This is a genomic window from Cupriavidus sp. FW305-27, assembly GCF_058787995.1.
Map to the genome: position 1 here is coordinate 37,928 of NZ_JBYTAG010000010.1, position 18,332 is coordinate 56,259.

The following is an 18,332-nucleotide window of genomic DNA, read 5'->3' on the forward strand; positions in this document are numbered from 1 at the left end:
ATTCAGCGCGCGCTGTCCGGATAGTCGCGGATGAAGGCGAACACCGCCTGCGGGTCGTTCAGGTCCAGCACCGGCAGCGCGGTCATGGCAGCGACCGCGGCAGGGTCGTCGCTTGCCACCGCCACCACGCCCGGCACCTCGTCCCACAGCGGCGTGCGCCCCAGTGCCGGGCGATATACCTCCAGCTTGGGAAAATCACTGCGCTTGTAGCCCTCCACCAGCACCAGTTCGGTGTCGGCCGGCAGCACGGCGAGCGCATCGTCCAGTTCGGGCGAGGGCACCGCTTCCGGGTAGTGGCGCATCAGCGTCAGGTGGCGCGCGCCGACCAGCACGACATTGGCGCAGCCGGCCTCGCGCATGCGCCAGGAGTCCTTGCCGGGCGTGTCGGGGTCAAAGCCGTGATGGGTATGCTTGACGCCGGCCACGCGCAGGCCGGCGGCGACGAAGCAGGGGATGAGCTGGTCCAGCAGCGTGGTCTTGCCGCTGCCGGACGATCCGGTAATGCCGAATACCTTCACAATGGGTTCCGTGGGGGCGTCAGTCGTCGCTTGCCCGTCGCTGGCTGCGCGGGCAAGCATCAGTCTCGACGATAGCAGAGATGCGCCTGCCAATGTGCGCGCGGCGCCTTGCGCCCGGCAATCTGTCCGATAATCACGGCATGTCACGGATCTCCCACTCCGCTCATGCCGACACCCGCGCGCACGACCCCGCAGCGGCCGGCGACCACGCGCCGCGCCGCCACATGCTGCGCTGGACCTGGCGCCGCGGCAAGCCCACCACCGGCAATGCGGTGCGGCTGCTGCACGGCGGCCAGGACTTCTTCCCCGCGCTGATCGCCGCCATCGACCAGGCCGCGTTCCAGGTGATGCTGGAAACCTACATCTATGCCGATGACGAGGTCGGCCGCGCGGTCAGCGACGCGCTGATCCGCGCCGCCGCGCGCGGCGTGACCGTGCGCGTGACCGTGGACGGATTCGGCGCCGGCGACATGCCCGCCGAGCTGGCCGCGCGGCTGCGCGCCGGCGGCGTGCAACTGCGCGTATTCCGCATGCTGCGCGGCTTCCGGCTGGCGCGGCGCCACCTGCGCCGGCTGCACCGCAAGCTGGCGGTGATCGACCGGCGCGTGGCTTTTGTCGGCGGCATCAATATCATCGACGACCACAACCACGGCCCGTTCGAAGGCGCCAACCTGGGGCCGCGCTATGACTTCGCGGTGCAGGTCGGCGGCCCGCTGGTGGACGGCATCGCGCTGTCCGCCGAGCGGCTCTGGTGGCGCTTGTCGCTGCGCGATATGCACGGCACCGAACGCGCCGCCGCGGTGGCCGACTACCCGCTGGTCACCGACCTGCCGCCGCGCCCGGAAGCCGCGGGCGGCGTACGCGCCGCGCTGCTGCTGCGCGATAACCTGCGCAACCGCCGCACCATCGAGCGCGAATACCTGCGCGCGCTGGGCGCCGCGCGCCACGACGTGATCCTTGCCAACGCCTACTTCCTGCCTGGCCACAAGATGCGGCGCGCGCTGCTGGCCTGCCGCGCGCGCGGCGTGCGCGTGCGGCTGCTGCTGCAGGGGCGGGTCGAATACCGGCTGCAGCACTACGCCACCCATGCGCTGTATGCCTCGCTGCTGGAGGCCGGCGTCGAGATCTACGAGTATGCCGAGAGCTTCCTGCACGCCAAGGTGGGCGTGGTCGACGAGACCTGGGCCACGGTCGGGTCGAGCAATATGGACCCGTTCAGCCTGCTGCTCGCGCGCGAAGCCAACGTCGCCGTTTATGATGCGGCCTTCGCCGCTGAACTGCGCACCGCGCTGGAATACGCCATTGCGCACCGCAGCGTGCGCGTGATGCCCGAGGTGCATGCGCGCCGCTCGCCGCTGCACCGGCTGGCCAACTGGGCGGCCTATATGCTGCTGCGCCTGGGTGTCGTCATTGCCGGTGTCGCGGGGCGCTACTGAACGACAGCCGCGAACGCGGTGTGCGTTTGCTGCCATGCGGCAGGGCGCTCGCTGCAACCGGTCGCGGCGCAAGCCATGACCGACATGACGGACATGCTGCATTGCAGTCCGTTTAGAAACAGCGGTCTAATTAAAAGCTTGATGGTCGGCTGCTGCGCCAGAATAATCTGAACGACCGTTCTTTTTTGGCTTAGACTGCGTGCATTCGCGGTATGCACCGGCAAATCCGCCGGTTCGGCCGCAAGCAAATAATGCAACGTCAGGGTCATACGCGGGGCCGCAGCAGGGCCCCGCAGAACGGAGAAAAAACATGCGACACCAGTCAGCCCGTCTCGAATCCGCCGCCGCCTCCCCCGCGCCAATGCGCAAGGGTGAAATGACGCGCGTGGCGATTCTGGATGCCGCACTGGAATTGTCGTCCCGCGACGGGCTCGAAGGTCTGACCATCGGGCTGCTCGCGGAACGCATGCAGATGAGCAAGAGCGGTGTCTTCGCGCATTTCGGTTCGCGCGAAGACCTGCAGGTGGAGGTGGTGCGGGAGTATCACCGCCGGTTCGAGCAGGAGGTGTTCTATCCCTCGCTGCAGGAGCCGCGCGGCCTGCCCCGGCTATGGTCGATGGTGCGGCGCTGGATGGAGAAGCGCATCCAGGAAGTGACGACTGGATGCATCTACATCAGCGGCGCCGTGGAGTACGACGACCGTGCCGGCAGCCTGGTGCGTGACGAGCTGGTCAAGAGCGTCACCATCTGGCGGGCAGCGCTCACGCGCGCCATCAACCAGGCGCGGGAGGAAGGGCACCTGCGCGCGGACTGCGATCCGCGCCTGATGCTGTTCGAGATGTACAGCCTTGAACTAGGCTTGCATCATGACGCCCGTTTCCTGCGCCTGCCTGACAGTGCCGAGCTTGCCATGGTCGCGCTCAACAAGCTGATTCAGTCTTACCGTACCTGAGGTCGCCCCGGTCGGACCGTATCGCGCAAGCGGGACGGGCGGCGTGGCGGCATCGCACAACTCCAAGGAGTCTCAGATGGGCCAGTACACCGCACCGTTGCGCGACATGCAGTTCGTGCTCCATGAACTGCTCGGCGCCGAAGCCGAACTCAAGGCGATGCCGCCGCACGCGGACATCGACGCGGACACCATCAACCAGGTTATCGAGGAAGCCGGCAAGTTCTGCTCGGACGTGGTGTTCCCGCTCAACCAGGTGGGCGACCGCGAAGGCTGCACCTACGTCGGCGACGGCGTGGTCAAGGCTCCCACCGGCTTCAAGGAGGCCTATCAGCAGTATGTCGAGGCCGGCTGGCCGGCGCTGGCGTGCGATCCCGAGTTCGGCGGCCAGGGCCTGCCGATCGTGATCAACAATGTGGTCTACGAGATGCTGAACTCGGCCGGCCAGGCCTGGACCATGTACCCGGGCCTGTCGCACGGCGCGTACGAGGCGCTGCACGCGCACGGCACGCCAGAACTGCAGCAGACCTACCTGCCCAAGCTGGTCTCCGGCGTGTGGACCGGCACCATGTGCCTGACCGAGCCGCACTGCGGCACCGACCTCGGCATCCTGCGTTCCAAGGCAGAGCCGCAGGCCGACGGTTCCTACCTGATCTCGGGCACCAAGATCTTCATCTCGGCCGGCGAGCACGACATGGCCGAGAACATCATCCACCTGGTGCTGGCACGCCTGCCGGACGCGCCGGGCGGCACCAAGGGCATCTCGCTGTTCGTGGTGCCCAAGTTCATCCCCGATGCCAACGGCAACCCGGGCGAGCGCAACGGCATCAAGTGCGGCTCGATCGAGCACAAGATGGGCATCCACGGCAACGCCACCTGCGTGATGAACCTGGACGGCGCGCGCGGCTGGATGGTGGGCGAGCCCAACAAGGGCCTGAACGCCATGTTCGTGATGATGAACGCCGCGCGCCTGGGCGTGGGCGCGCAGGGCCTGGGGCTGACCGAAGTGGCGTACCAGAACTCGCTGGCCTACGCCAAGGACCGCCTGCAGATGCGCGCGCTGACCGGCCCGAAGGCGCCGGACAAGCCCGCCGACCCGATCATCGTGCACCCGGACGTGCGCCGCATGCTGCTGACGCAGAAGGCCTACGCCGAAGGCGGCCGCGCCTTCAGCTACTGGACCGCGCTGCAGATCGACCGCGAGTTGTCGCACCCTGACGAAGCCGTGCGCAAGCAGGCCGGCGACCTGGTCGCGCTGCTCACGCCGGTGATCAAGGCCTTCCTGACCGACAACGCCTTCACGTCCACCAATGAGGGCATGCAGGTGTTCGGCGGCCACGGCTATATCGCCGAGTGGGGCATGGAGCAGTATGTGCGCGATGCGCGCATCAACATGATCTACGAAGGCACCAACACCATCCAGGCGCTGGACCTGCTGGGCCGCAAGATCCTGGGCGACATGGGCGCCAGGATGAAGGCCTTCGGCAAGATCGTGCAGGAATTCGTTGAAGCCGAAGGCACCAACGAAGCCATGCAGGAGTTCATCAACCCGCTCGCCGACATTGGCGACAAGGTGCAGAAGCTCACCATGGAAATCGGCATGAAGGCGATGGGCAATGCCGACGAGGTGGGCGCTGCCGCGGTGCCGTACCTGCGCGTGGTGGGCCACCTGGTGTTCTCATACTTCTGGGCCCGCATGGCCAAGATCGCGCTGGAGAAGGAAGCGAGCGGCGACAAGTTCTACACCGCCAAGCTGGCCACGGCACGCTTCTACTTTGCCAAGCTGCTGCCGGAAACCGCCGCCGAGATCCGCAAGGCGCGCGCCGGTTCGGCCACGCTGATGGCGCTGGACGCAGACCTGTTCTGAGTCGACTCTACCCGTCGTTCCCGGCCGGGAACGACGGCTTCGCATCTGTCTAACGCTCACTAATCCAGGAGCGAGCATGTCCAATTTCATCGTCAAGAAGGTCGCCGTGCTGGGTGCCGGCGTCATGGGGGCGCAGATCGCCGCCCACCTGATCAATGCGCGCGTGCCGGTGGTGCTGTTCGACCTTCCCGCCAAGGAAGGTCCCAAGAACGGCATCGCGCTGCGCGCCATCGAGAACCTGAAGAAGTTCTCGCCCGCGCCGCTGGGCATCAAGGAAGAGGCCGGCCTGATCCAGGCGGCCAACTACGAGGACGACATCGCGCTGCTCAAGGAATGCGACCTGGTGATCGAGGCGATCGCCGAGCGCATGGACTGGAAGCACGACCTGTACAAGAAGGTCGCGCCGCACCTGGCCTCGCACGCGATCTTCGCGACCAACACCTCGGGCCTGTCGATCACAGCGCTGTCCGACGGGTTTGATGCGGACCTGAAGTCGCGCATCTGCGGCGTGCACTTCTTCAACCCGCCGCGCTACATGCACCTGGTGGAACTGATCCCGACCGCGACCACGCAGCCGCAGATCCTCGACCAGCTGGAAGCCTTCCTGACCACCACGCTCGGCAAGGGCGTGGTACGCGCCAAGGACACGCCCAACTTCATCGCCAACCGCGTCGGCATCTTCTCGATCCTGGCCGTGTTTGCCGAAGCCGAGAAGTTCGGCATCCCGTTCGACGTGGTCGATGACCTGACCGGCTCCAAGCTGGGCCGCGCCAAGTCCGCCACCTTCCGCACCGCGGACGTGGTCGGCCTGGACACCATGGCGCACGTGATCAAGACCATGCAGGACACCCTGCACGACGACCCGTTCGCGCCGGTGTACAAGACCCCGGCCGTACTCAAGGGCCTGGTCGACGCGGGCGCGCTGGGCCAGAAGACCGGTGCCGGCTTCTACAAGAAGGAAGGCAAGGCCATCAAGGTGCTCGACGCCAAGACCGGCCAGTACGTCGATGCCGGCAAGAAGGCCGACGAGATCGTGGTGCGCATGCTGAAGAAGGATGCGGCCGAGCGCATCAAGCTGCTGCGCGAGTCGACCAACCCGCAGGCGCAGTTCCTGTGGGCGGTGTTCCGCGACGTGTTCCACTACATCGCCGTCTACCTGGAGCAGATCGCAGGCTCCGCCGCCGACATCGACCTGGCGATCCGCTGGGGCTTCGGCTGGAACTCGGGTCCGTTCGAAGACTGGCAGTCGGCCGGCTGGAAGCAGGTGGCCGAGTGGGTCAAGGAAGACGTGGAAGCCGGCAAGGCGCTGTCGGCCGCGCCGCTGCCGGCATGGGTATTCGAGGGCCCGGTGGCAGAGAACCAGGGCGTGCACGCCGCTGCCGGTTCGTGGTCGCCGGCGACGCAGTCCTTCGTCGCGCGCAGCAAGCTGCCGGTGTACCAGCGCCAGGCATTCCGTGCCGCGATCAAGGGCACTGCCGCGGCCGATCCGCGCAAGGCCGGCCGCACCGTCGAAGAGAACGACGCCGTGCGCATCTGGGTGAGCGAAGGCCAGGACGACGTGCTGGTGGTCTCGTTCAAGAGCAAGATGAACACCATCGGGCCGGACGTGATCGACGGCCTGACCCGCGCCATCGACCTGGCCGAAGCCGGCTACAAGGGGCTGGTGGTGTGGCAGCCGACTTCGCTGCAGCTGGGCGCACCGGGTGGCCCGTTCTCCGCCGGCGCCAACCTGGAAGCGGCCATGCCCGCCTTCATGATGGGCGGCGCCAAGGGCATCGAACCGTTCGTGAAGAAGTTCCAGGACGGCATGATGCGCGTGAAGTACGCCTCGGTGCCGGTGGTGTCCGCGGCGTCCGGCATTGCGCTGGGCGGCGGCTGCGAGCTGATGCTGCATTCGGCTTCGCGCGTGGCCGCGCTGGAGACGTATATCGGCCTGGTCGAAGTGGGCGTGGGCCTGGTGCCGGCCGGCGGCGGCCTGAAGGAAGCCGCGCTGGCGGCCGCGCGCGCGGCGCAGGCCGCGGGCAGCACCAACATCCTGCAGTTCCTGACCAGCCGCTTCCAGAGCGCGGCCATGGCCAAGGTCTCGGCCTCGGCGCTGGAAGCGCGCCAGATGGGCTACCTGCAGCCGTCCGACAAGATCGTCTTCAACGTGCACGAGCTGCTGTACGTGGCGCAGAACGAAGTGCGCGCGCTGGCCAGCGCCGGCTACCGCGCGCCGCTGCCGACGCTGGTCCCGGTGGCCGGCCGCTCGGGCATTGCCACCATCAAGGCATCGCTGGTCAATATGCGCGACGGCGGCTTTATCTCGACGCACGACTTCCTGATCGCCAGCCGCATCGCCGAGGCGGTGTGCGGCGGCGACGTCGAGGCCGGCTCGCTGGTGAGCGAGGACTGGCTGCTGGCGCTGGAGCGCAAGGCCTTTGTCGACCTGCTCGGCACCGGCAAGACGCAGGAGCGCATCATGGGCATGCTGCAGACCGGCAAGCCGGTGCGTAACTAACAGGGCAAGCGAGGAACCGACATCATGAAACAACTGCAAGACGCATATATCGTTGCGGCCACCCGCTCGCCGATCGGCAAGGCCCCGAAGGGCGCGTTCAAGAACACGCGCCCGGACGACCTGCTGGCAACCATCCTGAAGGCTGCCGTGGCGCAGGTGCCGGACCTGGACCCGAAGCTGATCGAAGACGCCATCGTCGGCTGCGCGATTCCTGAGGCGCAGCAGGGCCTGAACGTGGCGCGCATCGGTGCGCTGCTGTCGGGCCTGCCCAATACCGTGGGCGGCATCACCGTCAACCGCTTCTGCGCCTCGGGCGTGAGCGCGGTGGCGATGGCTGCCGACCGCATCCGCGTGGGCGAGTCCGACGTGATGATCGCCGCCGGCGTGGAATCGATGAGCATGGTGCCGATGATGGGCAACTCGCCGTCGATGTCGCCGGAGATCTTCACCCGCGACGAGAACGTGGGCATCGCCTACGGCATGGGCCTGACCGCCGAGAAGGTGGCGCAGCAATGGCAGGTCAGCCGCGAGGACCAGGATGCGTTCTCGCTGGCCTCGCACCAGAAGGCCATCGCGGCGCAGCAGGCCGGCGAGTTCAAGGACGAGATCACGCCGATCGAGATCGTCGAGCGCTTCCCCGACCTCGCCAGCGGCCAGGTGAACGTGAAGTCGCGCACGATCTCGCTGGACGAAGGCCCGCGCCCGGAGACCTCGCTGGAAGGCCTGGGCAAGCTGCGCCCGGTGTTTGCCAACAAGGGCAGCGTCACCGCCGGCAACAGCTCGCAGACCTCCGACGGCGCCGGCGCGCTGATCCTGGTCTCGGAAAAGATCCTCAAGCAGTTCAACCTGGTGCCGCTGGCGCGCTTCGTCTCGTTCGCGGTGCGCGGCGTGCCGCCCGAGATCATGGGCATCGGCCCCAAGGAAGCGATTCCGGCGGCGCTGAAGGCCGCGGGCCTGACCCAGGACCAGCTCGACTGGATCGAACTGAACGAGGCCTTTGCCGCGCAGTCGCTGGCGGTGATGCGCGATCTGCAGCTGGATCCGGCCAAGGTCAACCGCATGGGCGGCGCGATTGCGCTGGGCCACCCGCTCGGTGCGACCGGTGCGATCCGTTCGGCCACGGTGGTGCACGCGCTGCGCCGCCATAACCTGAAGTACGGCATGGTGACCATGTGCGTTGGCACGGGCATGGGCGCCGCAGGTATCTTCGAGCGCGTCTGAACGCGCCTGCGGGACGGTCCCTCGGGACTGTCCCGCCCTTCTGCATCAGGTGAAGAAAGCAGTAACCGGGGGCTGCCGCCCGCGACGCGGGTCACCAGGTAGGGAGGAGACAATAATATGCAGGAGACAGCCATCCTGGCCGATGCCGCGTGCGATCTGCCGCGCGACGTCATGGCCCAGCTGAAGGTCCACACGATTCCGTTCCGCATCCGCGCGGGCGAACACTTTGTCGCCGATACGCGCGATGAAGACGCGCTGCCCACGCTCTACCAGCAATACCTGATCGGCCGCCAGGACCACTACGCCGAATCGATCCCGCTGCTCGAGCGCGAGCTGGAAGAACACCTGCTGCGCAACGTGGTGGCCCACTGCGACCGCGCCATCCTGTTCACCATTGCCAGTTCGCGCAGCAAGCTGTATGCGCATGCCACCGGCGCGGTGATCGGCACCGTGGCGCGCAGCGTGCGCCTGCGCAAGGAAGCCGGGCGCACGGGCCTGTTCGACCTGACCGTGGTCGACACCGGCGCGATCGGGCCGGGCCAGGCGCTGATCGTGCGCGAAGCCGCGCGCATGGCCGCCGCCGGCGCCAGCCCGCAGGCGGTGCGGGAAGCGGTCGAGACGCGCCTGCGCGATGCCGCCCATATGTTCCTGGTGCCCGACGAGCTGCTCTACATGTACACGCGCGCGCGCCAGAAGGGCGAGGGCAGCATTACCTGGGGGCGCTATGTGATGGGCAGCGCCTTCAATATCCGCCCGGTGGTGCGCATGCACCGCGGGCACACCGAGGCCATCGCCAGGGCACGCGGCTCCGAGGAGGGTGCGCGGCGCGTGCTGCAGCATGCCGAGCAGTGCATCCGCGGCGGCGACCTGATGGTGCCGGCGATCTCGGTCTGCTATGCCGGCCCGCTCGATGACGTGCGCGCGATGCCGGCGTTCCAGTCGCTGGAGCGCACCGCGCGCGGACAGGGCGTGGCACTGATGCTGGCGCCGATGAGCCTGACGGTGGCGCTGAATGTCGGCGCGCGCGCGTTCGGGCTGAGCTATCTTTCCGAATCGCCGCCGCCTTTTGAATAAACCCAGCAATGCATCCACAGACGAGGACACCATGAGCATCCGCACCGGCATCGAGCAGGGCATCCTGACCATCGAGTTCGACCGCATCGACAAGAAAAACGCCATCACCGCGGCGATGTACCAGGCCATGGCCGACGCGCTGCGCGCGGCCGAGACCGACCGCAACGTGCGCGCCATCCTGCTGCGCGGCAAGCCCGAGATCTTTACCGCCGGCAACGACCTGGAAGACTTCATGCAGCGCCCGCCCACCGCCGGCGAAGGCGCGGAGCAGGCGCCGGTGTTCCAGTTCCTCTACCAGATCAGCCACGCCACCAAGCCGGTCGTGGCAGCCATCAGCGGTGCCGCGGTCGGGGTGGGCACCACCATGCTGCTGCATTGCGACCTGGTCTATGCGTCCGATACGGCCAAGTTGTCGCTGCCGTTCGTGCAGCTGGGCCTGTGCCCGGAGGCCGCCTCGAGCCTGCTGCTGCCGCGGCTGGTCGGCTACCAGCGCGCGGCCGAGAAGCTGCTGCTGGGCGAAGCCTTCAGCGCGCAGGAGGCGCTGGAGATCGGGCTGGTGACGCGGGTGCTGCCGGTGGCCGAGCTGCACGACTTTGCGTTGGAGCAGGCGCGCAAGCTGGCGGCCCTGCCGGCGTCGTCACTGCGCGAGACCAAGCGGCTGATGAAGGCGGGCGATGTGGCGGTGGTGGAAAAGCAGATGGCCGACGAGGGCGCGGTGTTCCGCAGGATGCTGGTGGCGCCGGAGGCGAAAGAGGCGTTTGCTGCCTTCTTCCAGAAGCGCAAGCCGGATTTTACGAAGTTCGAGTAAGGCCCACGTCTGTCCAATCCCGCTTGTTCTCTCCCCTCTCCCGCTCGTGGGAGAGGGGAGAAAACAGCCAGCAAGCGCTGGCTTATCCCTTCAAGCCGACGGCAGCATCCGCGGCTGCCGCGATTCATCCGTCGCCACATACGTCAGCGTGGCCTCCGTCACCTTGACGATCTCATTGCTGTGGCGCATCCGTTGCGCGTAGACCTCGACCGACACCGTGATCGAGGTACGGCCGGTCTTGACGATGTCCGCATAAAAGCTGACCAGGTCGCCAACGAACACCGGATGCTTGAACAGGAAGGAGTTGACCGCGACGGTGGCCACGCGGCCCTGGGCGCGTTCCACCGCCGGGATCGAGCCGGCGATATCCACCTGCGCCATGATCCAGCCACCGAACACGTCGCCGTGCACATTGGCGTCGGCGGGCATGGGCACCACACGCAGAGCGGGATTCTTGCCGGCGGGCAGGGCGGGGACGGTGTGGGGAGCGTTCATGACGGTGTGTGGTGGACTGCGGAAGGAGGCGGGGCGCGGCGAAAGACCCTTCGCCTGCCACGTAATGCGAACTCTGCGACAATCGCGCATTGGCCCGAATTCTAACGTATGCGCCGCTATTCCACGACCGCCGAGCCGGCCCCCGCTCCTGCTTCAAACACGCTCTTTCCCGGTCAGCGCGCGCCCCGCAGCGACTGGCAGACGGTGCGCAACCTGCTGCCCTATGTCTGGCACTACAAGTGGCGCGTGATGCTGGCGCTGGCGTGCCTGGTGTCCGCCAAGGTGGCCAACCTGGGCGTGCCGGTGCTGATGAAGCAGCTGATCGACAGCATGAACCTGCAGCCGGGCGATCCGCGCGCGCTGCTGGCCGTGCCGGTCGGGCTGATCGTCGCCTACGGGCTGCTGCGGCTGTCGGCGACACTGTTCACCGAGTTGCGGGAGATGCTCTTTTCCAAGGTCACGCAGAGCGCCGTGCGCGAGATCGCGCTGCAGGTGTTCCGACACCTGCATGCGCTGTCGCTGCGCTTCCACCTGGACCGGCAGACCGGCGGCATGAGCCGCGACATCGAGCGCGGCACGCGCGGCATCCAGTCGCTGATCTCGTACTCGCTGTACAGCATCCTGCCCACGCTGGTCGAGATGGGGCTGGTGATCGGCTTCTTTATCCTGCACTACGACATCTGGTTCGCGGCCATCACCGGCTGCGCGCTGGTGGGCTATATCGTCTTTACCATCGTGGTGACGGAATGGCGCACGCATTTCCGCCGCCGCATGAACGAGCTCGATTCGCGCGCCAACCAGAAAGCGATCGATTCGCTGCTCAACTTCGAGACCGTCAAGTACTTCGGCAATGAAGAGTACGAGGCGCAGCGCTACGACGAGAACCTGCGCAAGTACCGCACCGCGGCGATCCGCTCGCAGAACTCGCTGTCGTTCCTGAACTTCGGCCAGCAGACCATCATCGCACTGGGGCTGATCCTGATCCTGTGGCGCGCCACCGTGGGCGTGGTCGACGGCAAGCTCACGCTGGGCGACCTGGTGCTGGTCAACACCCTGATGATCCAGCTCTATATCCCGCTGAACTTCCTCGGCGTGATCTACCGCGAGATCAAGCAGGCCACCACCGACATGGACCGCATGTTCGTGCTGCTGGGCACCAACCAGGAGGTGGCCGACGCGCCCGGCGCGCAGCCGCTGCAGGTCAGCGGCGCGCAGGTGCGTTTCCGCGACGTGCGCTTCAGCTATGAGCCGGACCGGCTGATCCTGGATGGCGTGGATTTCACCATCGCGGCGGGCACCACCACCGCGGTGGTCGGGCACAGCGGCTCGGGCAAGTCGACGCTGGCGCGGCTGTTGTTCCGCTTCTACGACGTCAACGGCGGCGCCATCGAGATCGACGGCCAGGACATCCGCGCGATCACGCAGGACAGCCTGCGCCGCGCCATCGGCATCGTGCCGCAGGACACGGTGTTGTTCAACGACAGCATCTTCTACAACATCGCCTACGGCCGGCCAGACGCCAGCCGCGACGAGGTCATCGCCGCCGCGCGCGCCGCGCAGATCGACAGCTTCATCCGCGAGCTGCCGCAGGGGTACGACACCCCGGTGGGCGAGCGTGGCCTGAAGCTGTCCGGCGGCGAGAAGCAGCGCGTGGCGATCGCGCGCACGCTGCTGAAGGACCCGCCGGTGCTGGTCTTCGACGAAGCCACCTCGGCGCTGGATTCACGCACCGAGCAGGCGATCCAGGCCGAGCTGATGCGGCTGGCGCAGAACCGCACCACGCTGCTGATCGCGCACCGGCTGTCCACCGTCGTGCATGCCGACCAGATCCTGGTGATGGACCACGGCCGCATCGTCGAGCGCGGCACCCATGCCGAGCTGATGCGCGCGCGTGGCCGCTACGCCGAGATGTGGGACATCCAGGCGCGCGCCGCCGCCAAGGGCGGCGAAGCCGTGGGCGCGGATGCGCTGGCACTCGACGTGGGCGACGCCACGCAGGACGCCTGACGGGACTGCATTCTCCTGTATCCGCGTGCACCAAGGGGCGGCGGGCATTGTCGACAATCATTGCCGACGATGGCGCTGCGGCAATCGCCTCGCACACTTTTGGTTCGGCAATCGCTTGCGGGCACGCCCTGAAACGGGGCTGAAAAACCTGGCACGTCCCTTGCGGACGAATCCCTCCGAGATCACGATCAACGGAGAGATTCCATGCCTCATTTCCACGCTGCGCTAGCGTCCCCCGGCGTTTGCGCTGCTGCCGCCGAGAACCATGAACATACCGGCACGCGCGCGTCCCGCACTGCGGCACGGCGCCGCCTGCTGAAGCTCGGCGTGATGATCGGCACCAGCCTGGTGCTGTCGACACAGTTCGCCGGCGCGGCCCACGCGCAGGCTGCACCAACCAAGGTCCGCTTCCAGCTCGACTGGCGCTTCGAAGGGCCGGCGGCGCTGTTCCTGCTGGGCGAGCAGAAGGGCTACTACAAGGCCGAGAAGCTCGACGTCTCGATCGATGCCGGCAACGGCTCGGGCAACGTGGTCAACCGCGTGGCCTCGGGCACGTACGACATGGGCTTCGCCGATATGTCGTCGGTGATGGAGTTCTACGGCAACAACCCCGACGCGAAGAACAAGCCGGTGGCCGTGATGATGGTCTACAACAACACGCCCGCCGCCGTCCTCGCGCTGAAGAAGTCCGGCATCCGCGCGCCGAAGGACCTCGCCGGCAAGCGCATGGGCGCTCCGGTGTTCGACGCCGGCCGCCGCGCCTTCCCGATCTTCGCCAGGGCCAACGGCTTGCAGGCGTCCTCGTTCAACTGGCAGGCAATGGACCCGACGCTGCGCGAGACCATGCTCACGCGCGGCGACCTCGATGCCATCACCGGGTTCTCGTTCACATCGATCCTGAACCTGAACGCGCGCGGCGTGAAGGATGAAGACATCGTGGTGCTGCCGTACCCGCAGTTCGGCGTGAAGCTGTACGGCAACGCGGTGATCGCCTCCGAGGATTTCATGAAGAAGAACCCCGAGGCGGTGAAGGCCTTCCTGCGCGCCTTCAGCAAGTCGGCGCGCGACGTGATCGCGCGGCCGGAAGAGGGCATCAAGGCGGTCAAGGCGCGCGACGGCATCATCGATGAGAAGCTGGAAGTGCGCCGGCTCAAGCTGGCGCTGGACAGCGTGGTCAAGTCGCCGGACGCGAAGGCCGAGGGCTTCGGGCGCGTCAGCAAGCCGCGCCTGTCGCTGATGGCCTCGCAGGTGGCCGATGCCTTCGGCACCAAGGGCCGCATCAACCCCGATGCGCTGTGGACCGACGCGTTCCTGCCCAGCGCGGCCGAACTGGATGTGCTGCGATGATGACGCGCCAGGCTGCCTTCATGCCCGCCTCCGGCGGGAGCGCCGCACCCGTGGCCGCGGAGCCCTTTGTCGATTTCAACCGGGTCTGGCTGGCCTATAACGACGAGCTCGCGCACAAGGGCGAGTTCGCGGTCGAGGACATCTCGCTGCAGGTGGCGCCGGGCGAGTTCATTGCCATCGTCGGCCCGTCCGGCTGCGGCAAGTCCACCTTCATGAAGCTGGCGACCGGGCTCAAGGCGGCCACGCGCGGCGTCGTGAGGATTGCCGGCGAGAAGGTGACCGGCCCGCTCAAGCAGGTCGGCATGGCCTTCCAGGCGCCCACGCTGCTGCCGTGGCGCACCACGCTGGACAACGTGATGCTGCCGCTGGAGATCGTCGAACCATATCGCTCCACCCTGCGCGCACGTCGCGACGAGTACGTCGAGCGCGCGCGCAAGCTGCTGCATACGGTGGGCCTGGCCGGCTACGAGGACAAGTACCCGTGGCAGCTGTCCGGCGGCATGCAGCAGCGCGCCTCGATCTGCCGCGCGCTGGTCCACGAGCCGCGCATGCTGCTGCTGGACGAGCCCTTCGGCGCGCTCGACGCCTTTACGCGCGAGGAGCTCTGGTGCGTGCTGCGCGACCTGTGGCAGGCACAGCGCTTCAACGTGATCCTGGTCACGCACGACCTGCGCGAGGCCGTGTTCCTGGCCGACACCGTTTACGTGATGAGCCAGCGCCCGGGCCGCATCCTGATGCGCAAGGAGATCGACCTGCCGCGCCCGCGCGACCTGGAACTGACCTATACCGAGCCATTTGCCGACCTGGTGCACGTGCTGCGCGAGAAGATCGGCCATGTGCGCCAACACTGAGGCAAAGCTACCATGATGACTCTCACTTCCGCGCAGGAGCGCCGCGTGCAGCGCGTGGCGCCCTGGCTGCTGCTGGCCGCGGTGCTGCTGCTGTGGCAGGGCGCGTGCATGGCCTTCGGCGTGTCCGACTTTATCCTGCCGACACCATCGGCGATCGTGGCCTCGCTGGTGGAATATGCCGACGTGATCGCCGGCCATGCGTGGCGCACCTTCTGGACCACCATGGTGGGCTTCGGCGTGGCCATCGCCGTGGGCGTGCTGCTGGGGCTGGCAATGGGCTCGTCACGGCTGCTCTATGCCGCCAGCTATCCGCTGATGACGGCCTTCAACGCGCTGCCCAAGGCCGCCTTCGTGCCGATCCTGGTGGTGTGGTTCGGCCTGGGCGCGGGTCCGGCCATCCTGACCGCGTTCCTGATCTCGTTCTTCCCGATCATGGTCAATATCGCCACCGGGCTGGCCACGCTGGAGCCGGAACTGGAGGACGTGCTGCGCGTGCTCGGCGCCAAACGGCGCGACGTGTTGTTCAAGGTCGGTCTGCCGCGCGCCATGCCGTATTTCTTCGCCTCGCTGAAGGTGGCAATCACGCTGGCCTTTGTCGGCACCACGGTGTCGGAGATGAACGCCGCCAACGAGGGCATCGGCTACCTGCTGGTGTCGGCCGGCTCGGCCATGAAGATGCCGCTGGCCTTTGCCGGGCTGGTGGTGATCGCGGTGATGGCGATGGCGATGTACGAGCTGTTTGCGGTGGTCGAGAAGCGCATGACCGGCTGGGCGCATCGTGGCTGACGGCTTGCCGCCGGACAGGTGACGGAGGCCCGGGCGCGGGTGGATAATCCGCGTCATGGAAATCAAATGGCTTGAAGACTTCGTCAGCCTGGCCGAGACGCACAGCTTCTCGCGCTCGGCCGAGCTGCGCCACGTCACGCAGCCGGCGTTCTCGCGCCGCATCCAGTCGCTGGAGGCGTGGGTCGGCACCGAGCTGATCGACCGCTCGAGCTACCCCACCAGCCTGACCCCGGCCGGCAAGGTGTTCTACGAGCAGGCGCTGGCCATGCTGGCGCAGGTCAGCGAGACCCGTGCGCTGATGCGCGGCCAGCGCTCGGCCAACGCCCAGGTGCTGGAGTTCGCGGTGCCGCATACGCTGTCGCTGACCTTCTTCCCGGAATGGCTCAAGGCGCTGGAGCGCAGGATCGGCACGCTGCCGTGCCGGCTGCGCGCGCTCAACGTCCACGACGCGGTGCTGATGCTGGTGGAGGGCGGCTGCGACCTGGTGATGGTCTACCACCACGCGCGCCAGGCGATCCAGCTGGATCCGGCCCGGTACGACATGCTGGTACTTGGTACCGAGCGGCTGTCGCCCTACAGCGTGCCGGACGCTGCCGGCAAGCCGCAATTCCGGCTGCCCGGCACCGACAAGAAGCCAGTGCCCTTCCTCAGCTACACGCCCAACGCCTTTCTCGGCCGCATGGTCGACCTGCTGCTGGCCGACACCTCCGAGGCGCTCAAGCTCGACAAATGCTACGAGACCGACATGGCCGAGGCGCTCAAGGTGATGGCGCTGGCCGGCCACGGCATGGCCTTCCTGCCCGAAAGCGCGGTGCGCGAGGACGTGGCCGCGGGCCGGCTGGTGCGGGCCGAGTCGGCGCGCGGGCTGCCGTTGTCGATCGACATGGAAATCCGCCTGTACCGCGAGCGCCCGGGCGAGAACGGCAACGAACGCCGCGCCGGGGCACGGCGCAAGCGCCAGCTGGTCGACCAGGTGTGGTCGACCTTGTCGGCGGCCCAGTCCGGCCAGCCGGCCGGCTCCCCGGTTTCCGCCAGATGACAACGTTATGCAGGTTTTGCATGACCGGATGAGCAAACGGCATTGGATTCGGGCGGGGCGCCAGCCCTAAGCTTGCGGGCATTCTTCACACCGGAACCAACCGATGTCTTCCGCAGCACCGACCAATATTGCTGGCCAAAAGCACGCACTCCCGTCTTACCTCAATGCCGACCATCTCGGCCCCTGGGGCATCTACCTGCAGCAGGTCGACCGTGTCACGCCTTACCTGGGCTCGCTGGCACGCTGGGTCGAAACCCTCAAGCGCCCCAAGCGCGCGATGATCGTCGACGTTCCCATCGAACTGGATAACGGCACCATTGCCCATTTCGAGGGCTATCGGGTGCAGCACAACCTGTCGCGCGGCCCGGGCAAGGGCGGCGTGCGCTTCCACCAGGACGTGACCCTGTCCGAGGTGATGGCGCTGTCGGCCTGGATGTCGGTGAAGAATGCCGCGGTCAACGTGCCCTACGGCGGTGCCAAGGGCGGCATCCGCGTCGATCCGCGCACGCTCTCGCACGCCGAGCTGGAACGCCTGACGCGCCGCTACACCAGCGAAATCAACATCATCATCGGGCCGAGCAAGGATATTCCGGCGCCGGACGTGAACACCAACGCCCAGGTCATGGCCTGGATGATGGACACGTACTCGATGAACTCCGGCAGCACGGCCACCGGCGTGGTGACCGGCAAGCCGATCTCGCTGGGCGGCTCGCTCGGCCGCCACGAAGCCACCGGCCGCGGCGTGTTCGTGGTCGGCTCCGAGGCCGCGCGCAATATCGGCCTGGAGATCAAGGGCGCGCGCGTGGCGGTGCAGGGCTTCGGCAACGTGGGCGCGGTGGCGGCCAAGCTGTTCCATGAGGCCGGCGCCAAGGTGGTGGCGGTGCAGGACCACCGCACCACGCTGTTCGACCCGGCCGGCCTGGACGTGCCGGCGATGATGGAATACGCCTCGCACAGCGGCACCATCGAAGGCTTCCGCGGCGAAGTCCTGCGCACCGAGCAGTTCTGGGAAGTCGACTGCGACATCCTGATCCCGGCCGCGCTGGAAGGCCAGATCACGGTGCAGAACGCGCCCAAGATCACGGCAAAGCTGGTGATTGAAGGCGCCAACGGCCCGACCACGCCGCAAGCCGACGATATCCTGCGCGAGCGCAATATCCTGGTCTGTCCCGACGTGATCGCCAACGCCGGCGGCGTGACCGTGTCCTACTTCGAATGGGTGCAGGATTTCTCCAGCTTTTTCTGGACCGAGGAAGAAATCAACCAGCGCCTGGTACGGATCATGCAAGAAGCCTTCCGGGCAATCTGGCAAGTGGCACAGGACAACAAGGTGACGCTGCGCACGGCGGCGTTTATCGTGGCCTGTACGCGGATCCTGCAGGCGCGCGAGATGCGCGGCCTGTATCCCTGATCCGGGCACGGGAAACGGGATAA

16 protein-coding genes are annotated in these 18,332 nt (G+C 67.1%); 13 read left to right on the forward strand and 3 right to left on the reverse strand.

What is annotated here, in order from left to right:
- Positions 1 to 2: 2 nt before the first annotated feature.
- Entirely contained in the window at positions 3 to 518 is a 516-nt protein-coding gene (gene mobB / locus AC3WRI_RS06845) for a molybdopterin-guanine dinucleotide biosynthesis protein B (protein WP_010813932.1), read from the reverse strand.
- Between the two features lie 92 nt (positions 519 to 610).
- Between mobB and clsB the strand changes: the two genes are divergently transcribed.
- Positions 611 to 1,954 (forward strand): cardiolipin synthase ClsB, encoded by a 1,344-nt coding sequence (clsB, locus tag AC3WRI_RS06850; protein WP_492292933.1) that lies wholly within the window; start codon positions 611 to 613, stop codon positions 1,952 to 1,954.
- Here clsB and AC3WRI_RS06855 read toward each other — a convergent pair.
- On the reverse strand, positions 1,948 to 2,223 hold the full coding sequence (locus tag AC3WRI_RS06855; protein ID WP_041687143.1) for a hypothetical protein: 276 nt from the start codon (positions 2,221 to 2,223) through the stop codon (positions 1,948 to 1,950). The two genes, clsB and AC3WRI_RS06855, sit on opposite strands and share 7 nt — an antisense overlap.
- A gap of 92 nt (positions 2,224 to 2,315) precedes the next feature.
- On the opposite strand from AC3WRI_RS06855, the gene AC3WRI_RS06860 reads away from it, so the two are divergent.
- The 6 genes from AC3WRI_RS06860 (at position 2,316) to AC3WRI_RS06885 (ending at position 10,373) form a co-directional block, all read left to right on the forward strand.
- The gene (locus AC3WRI_RS06860) at positions 2,316 to 2,906 is read left to right on the forward strand and encodes a TetR/AcrR family transcriptional regulator (RefSeq protein WP_026201385.1); all 591 of its coding nucleotides are present in this window, start codon (positions 2,316 to 2,318) and stop codon (positions 2,904 to 2,906) included.
- A 76-nt stretch (positions 2,907 to 2,982) separates the two neighbouring features.
- Positions 2,983 to 4,770 (forward strand): acyl-CoA dehydrogenase C-terminal domain-containing protein, encoded by a 1,788-nt coding sequence (locus tag AC3WRI_RS06865; RefSeq protein ID WP_316152901.1) that lies wholly within the window; start codon positions 2,983 to 2,985, stop codon positions 4,768 to 4,770.
- A 76-nt stretch (positions 4,771 to 4,846) separates the two neighbouring features.
- On the forward strand, positions 4,847 to 7,270 hold the full coding sequence (locus tag AC3WRI_RS06870) for a 3-hydroxyacyl-CoA dehydrogenase/enoyl-CoA hydratase family protein (RefSeq protein WP_492292908.1): 2,424 nt from the start codon (positions 4,847 to 4,849) through the stop codon (positions 7,268 to 7,270).
- A gap of 21 nt (positions 7,271 to 7,291) precedes the next feature.
- Positions 7,292 to 8,491: an acetyl-CoA C-acyltransferase gene (locus AC3WRI_RS06875; protein ID WP_037025321.1), complete on the forward strand. Its 1,200-nt coding sequence runs from the start codon at positions 7,292 to 7,294 to the stop codon at positions 8,489 to 8,491.
- A 117-nt stretch (positions 8,492 to 8,608) separates the two neighbouring features.
- Positions 8,609 to 9,565: a DegV family protein gene (locus AC3WRI_RS06880; protein WP_454749230.1), complete on the forward strand. Its 957-nt coding sequence runs from the start codon at positions 8,609 to 8,611 to the stop codon at positions 9,563 to 9,565.
- A gap of 31 nt (positions 9,566 to 9,596) precedes the next feature.
- The gene (locus AC3WRI_RS06885; RefSeq protein ID WP_492292910.1) at positions 9,597 to 10,373 is read left to right on the forward strand and encodes an enoyl-CoA hydratase; all 777 of its coding nucleotides are present in this window, start codon (positions 9,597 to 9,599) and stop codon (positions 10,371 to 10,373) included.
- A gap of 90 nt (positions 10,374 to 10,463) precedes the next feature.
- Here AC3WRI_RS06885 and AC3WRI_RS06890 read toward each other — a convergent pair whose 3' ends face one another.
- Positions 10,464 to 10,868, reverse strand: a complete 405-nt coding sequence (locus AC3WRI_RS06890; RefSeq protein ID WP_037025319.1) for an acyl-CoA thioesterase — start codon at positions 10,866 to 10,868, stop codon at positions 10,464 to 10,466.
- A 108-nt stretch (positions 10,869 to 10,976) separates the two neighbouring features.
- Here AC3WRI_RS06890 and AC3WRI_RS06895 point away from each other — a divergent pair, with 108 nt between their 5' ends.
- From AC3WRI_RS06895 to AC3WRI_RS06920, 6 genes are all read left to right on the forward strand, one after another.
- Positions 10,977 to 12,875 (forward strand): ABCB family ABC transporter ATP-binding protein/permease, encoded by a 1,899-nt coding sequence (locus AC3WRI_RS06895; protein ID WP_011614532.1) that lies wholly within the window; start codon positions 10,977 to 10,979, stop codon positions 12,873 to 12,875.
- 204 nt (positions 12,876 to 13,079) lie between these two features.
- Entirely contained in the window at positions 13,080 to 14,222 is a 1,143-nt protein-coding gene (locus AC3WRI_RS06900; RefSeq protein ID WP_010813922.1) for an ABC transporter substrate-binding protein, read from the forward strand.
- Entirely contained in the window at positions 14,219 to 15,073 is an 855-nt protein-coding gene (locus tag AC3WRI_RS06905; protein ID WP_058697890.1) for an ABC transporter ATP-binding protein, read from the forward strand. The genes AC3WRI_RS06900 and AC3WRI_RS06905 overlap by 4 nt, the downstream gene beginning before the upstream one ends.
- 12 nt (positions 15,074 to 15,085) lie before the next feature.
- Positions 15,086 to 15,859 carry an ABC transporter permease gene (locus tag AC3WRI_RS06910; protein ID WP_010813920.1) on the forward strand — a complete coding sequence of 258 codons (774 nt, stop codon included), beginning with the start codon at positions 15,086 to 15,088 and terminating at the stop codon, positions 15,857 to 15,859.
- 55 nt (positions 15,860 to 15,914) lie between these two features.
- Positions 15,915 to 16,898: a LysR substrate-binding domain-containing protein gene (locus AC3WRI_RS06915; RefSeq protein WP_010813919.1), complete on the forward strand. Its 984-nt coding sequence runs from the start codon at positions 15,915 to 15,917 to the stop codon at positions 16,896 to 16,898.
- A gap of 103 nt (positions 16,899 to 17,001) precedes the next feature.
- Positions 17,002 to 18,309, forward strand: coding sequence for a Glu/Leu/Phe/Val family dehydrogenase (locus tag AC3WRI_RS06920; protein WP_010813918.1), 1,308 nt, complete (start codon positions 17,002 to 17,004; stop codon positions 18,307 to 18,309).
- The last annotated feature ends 23 nt before the right edge of the window (positions 18,310 to 18,332 follow it).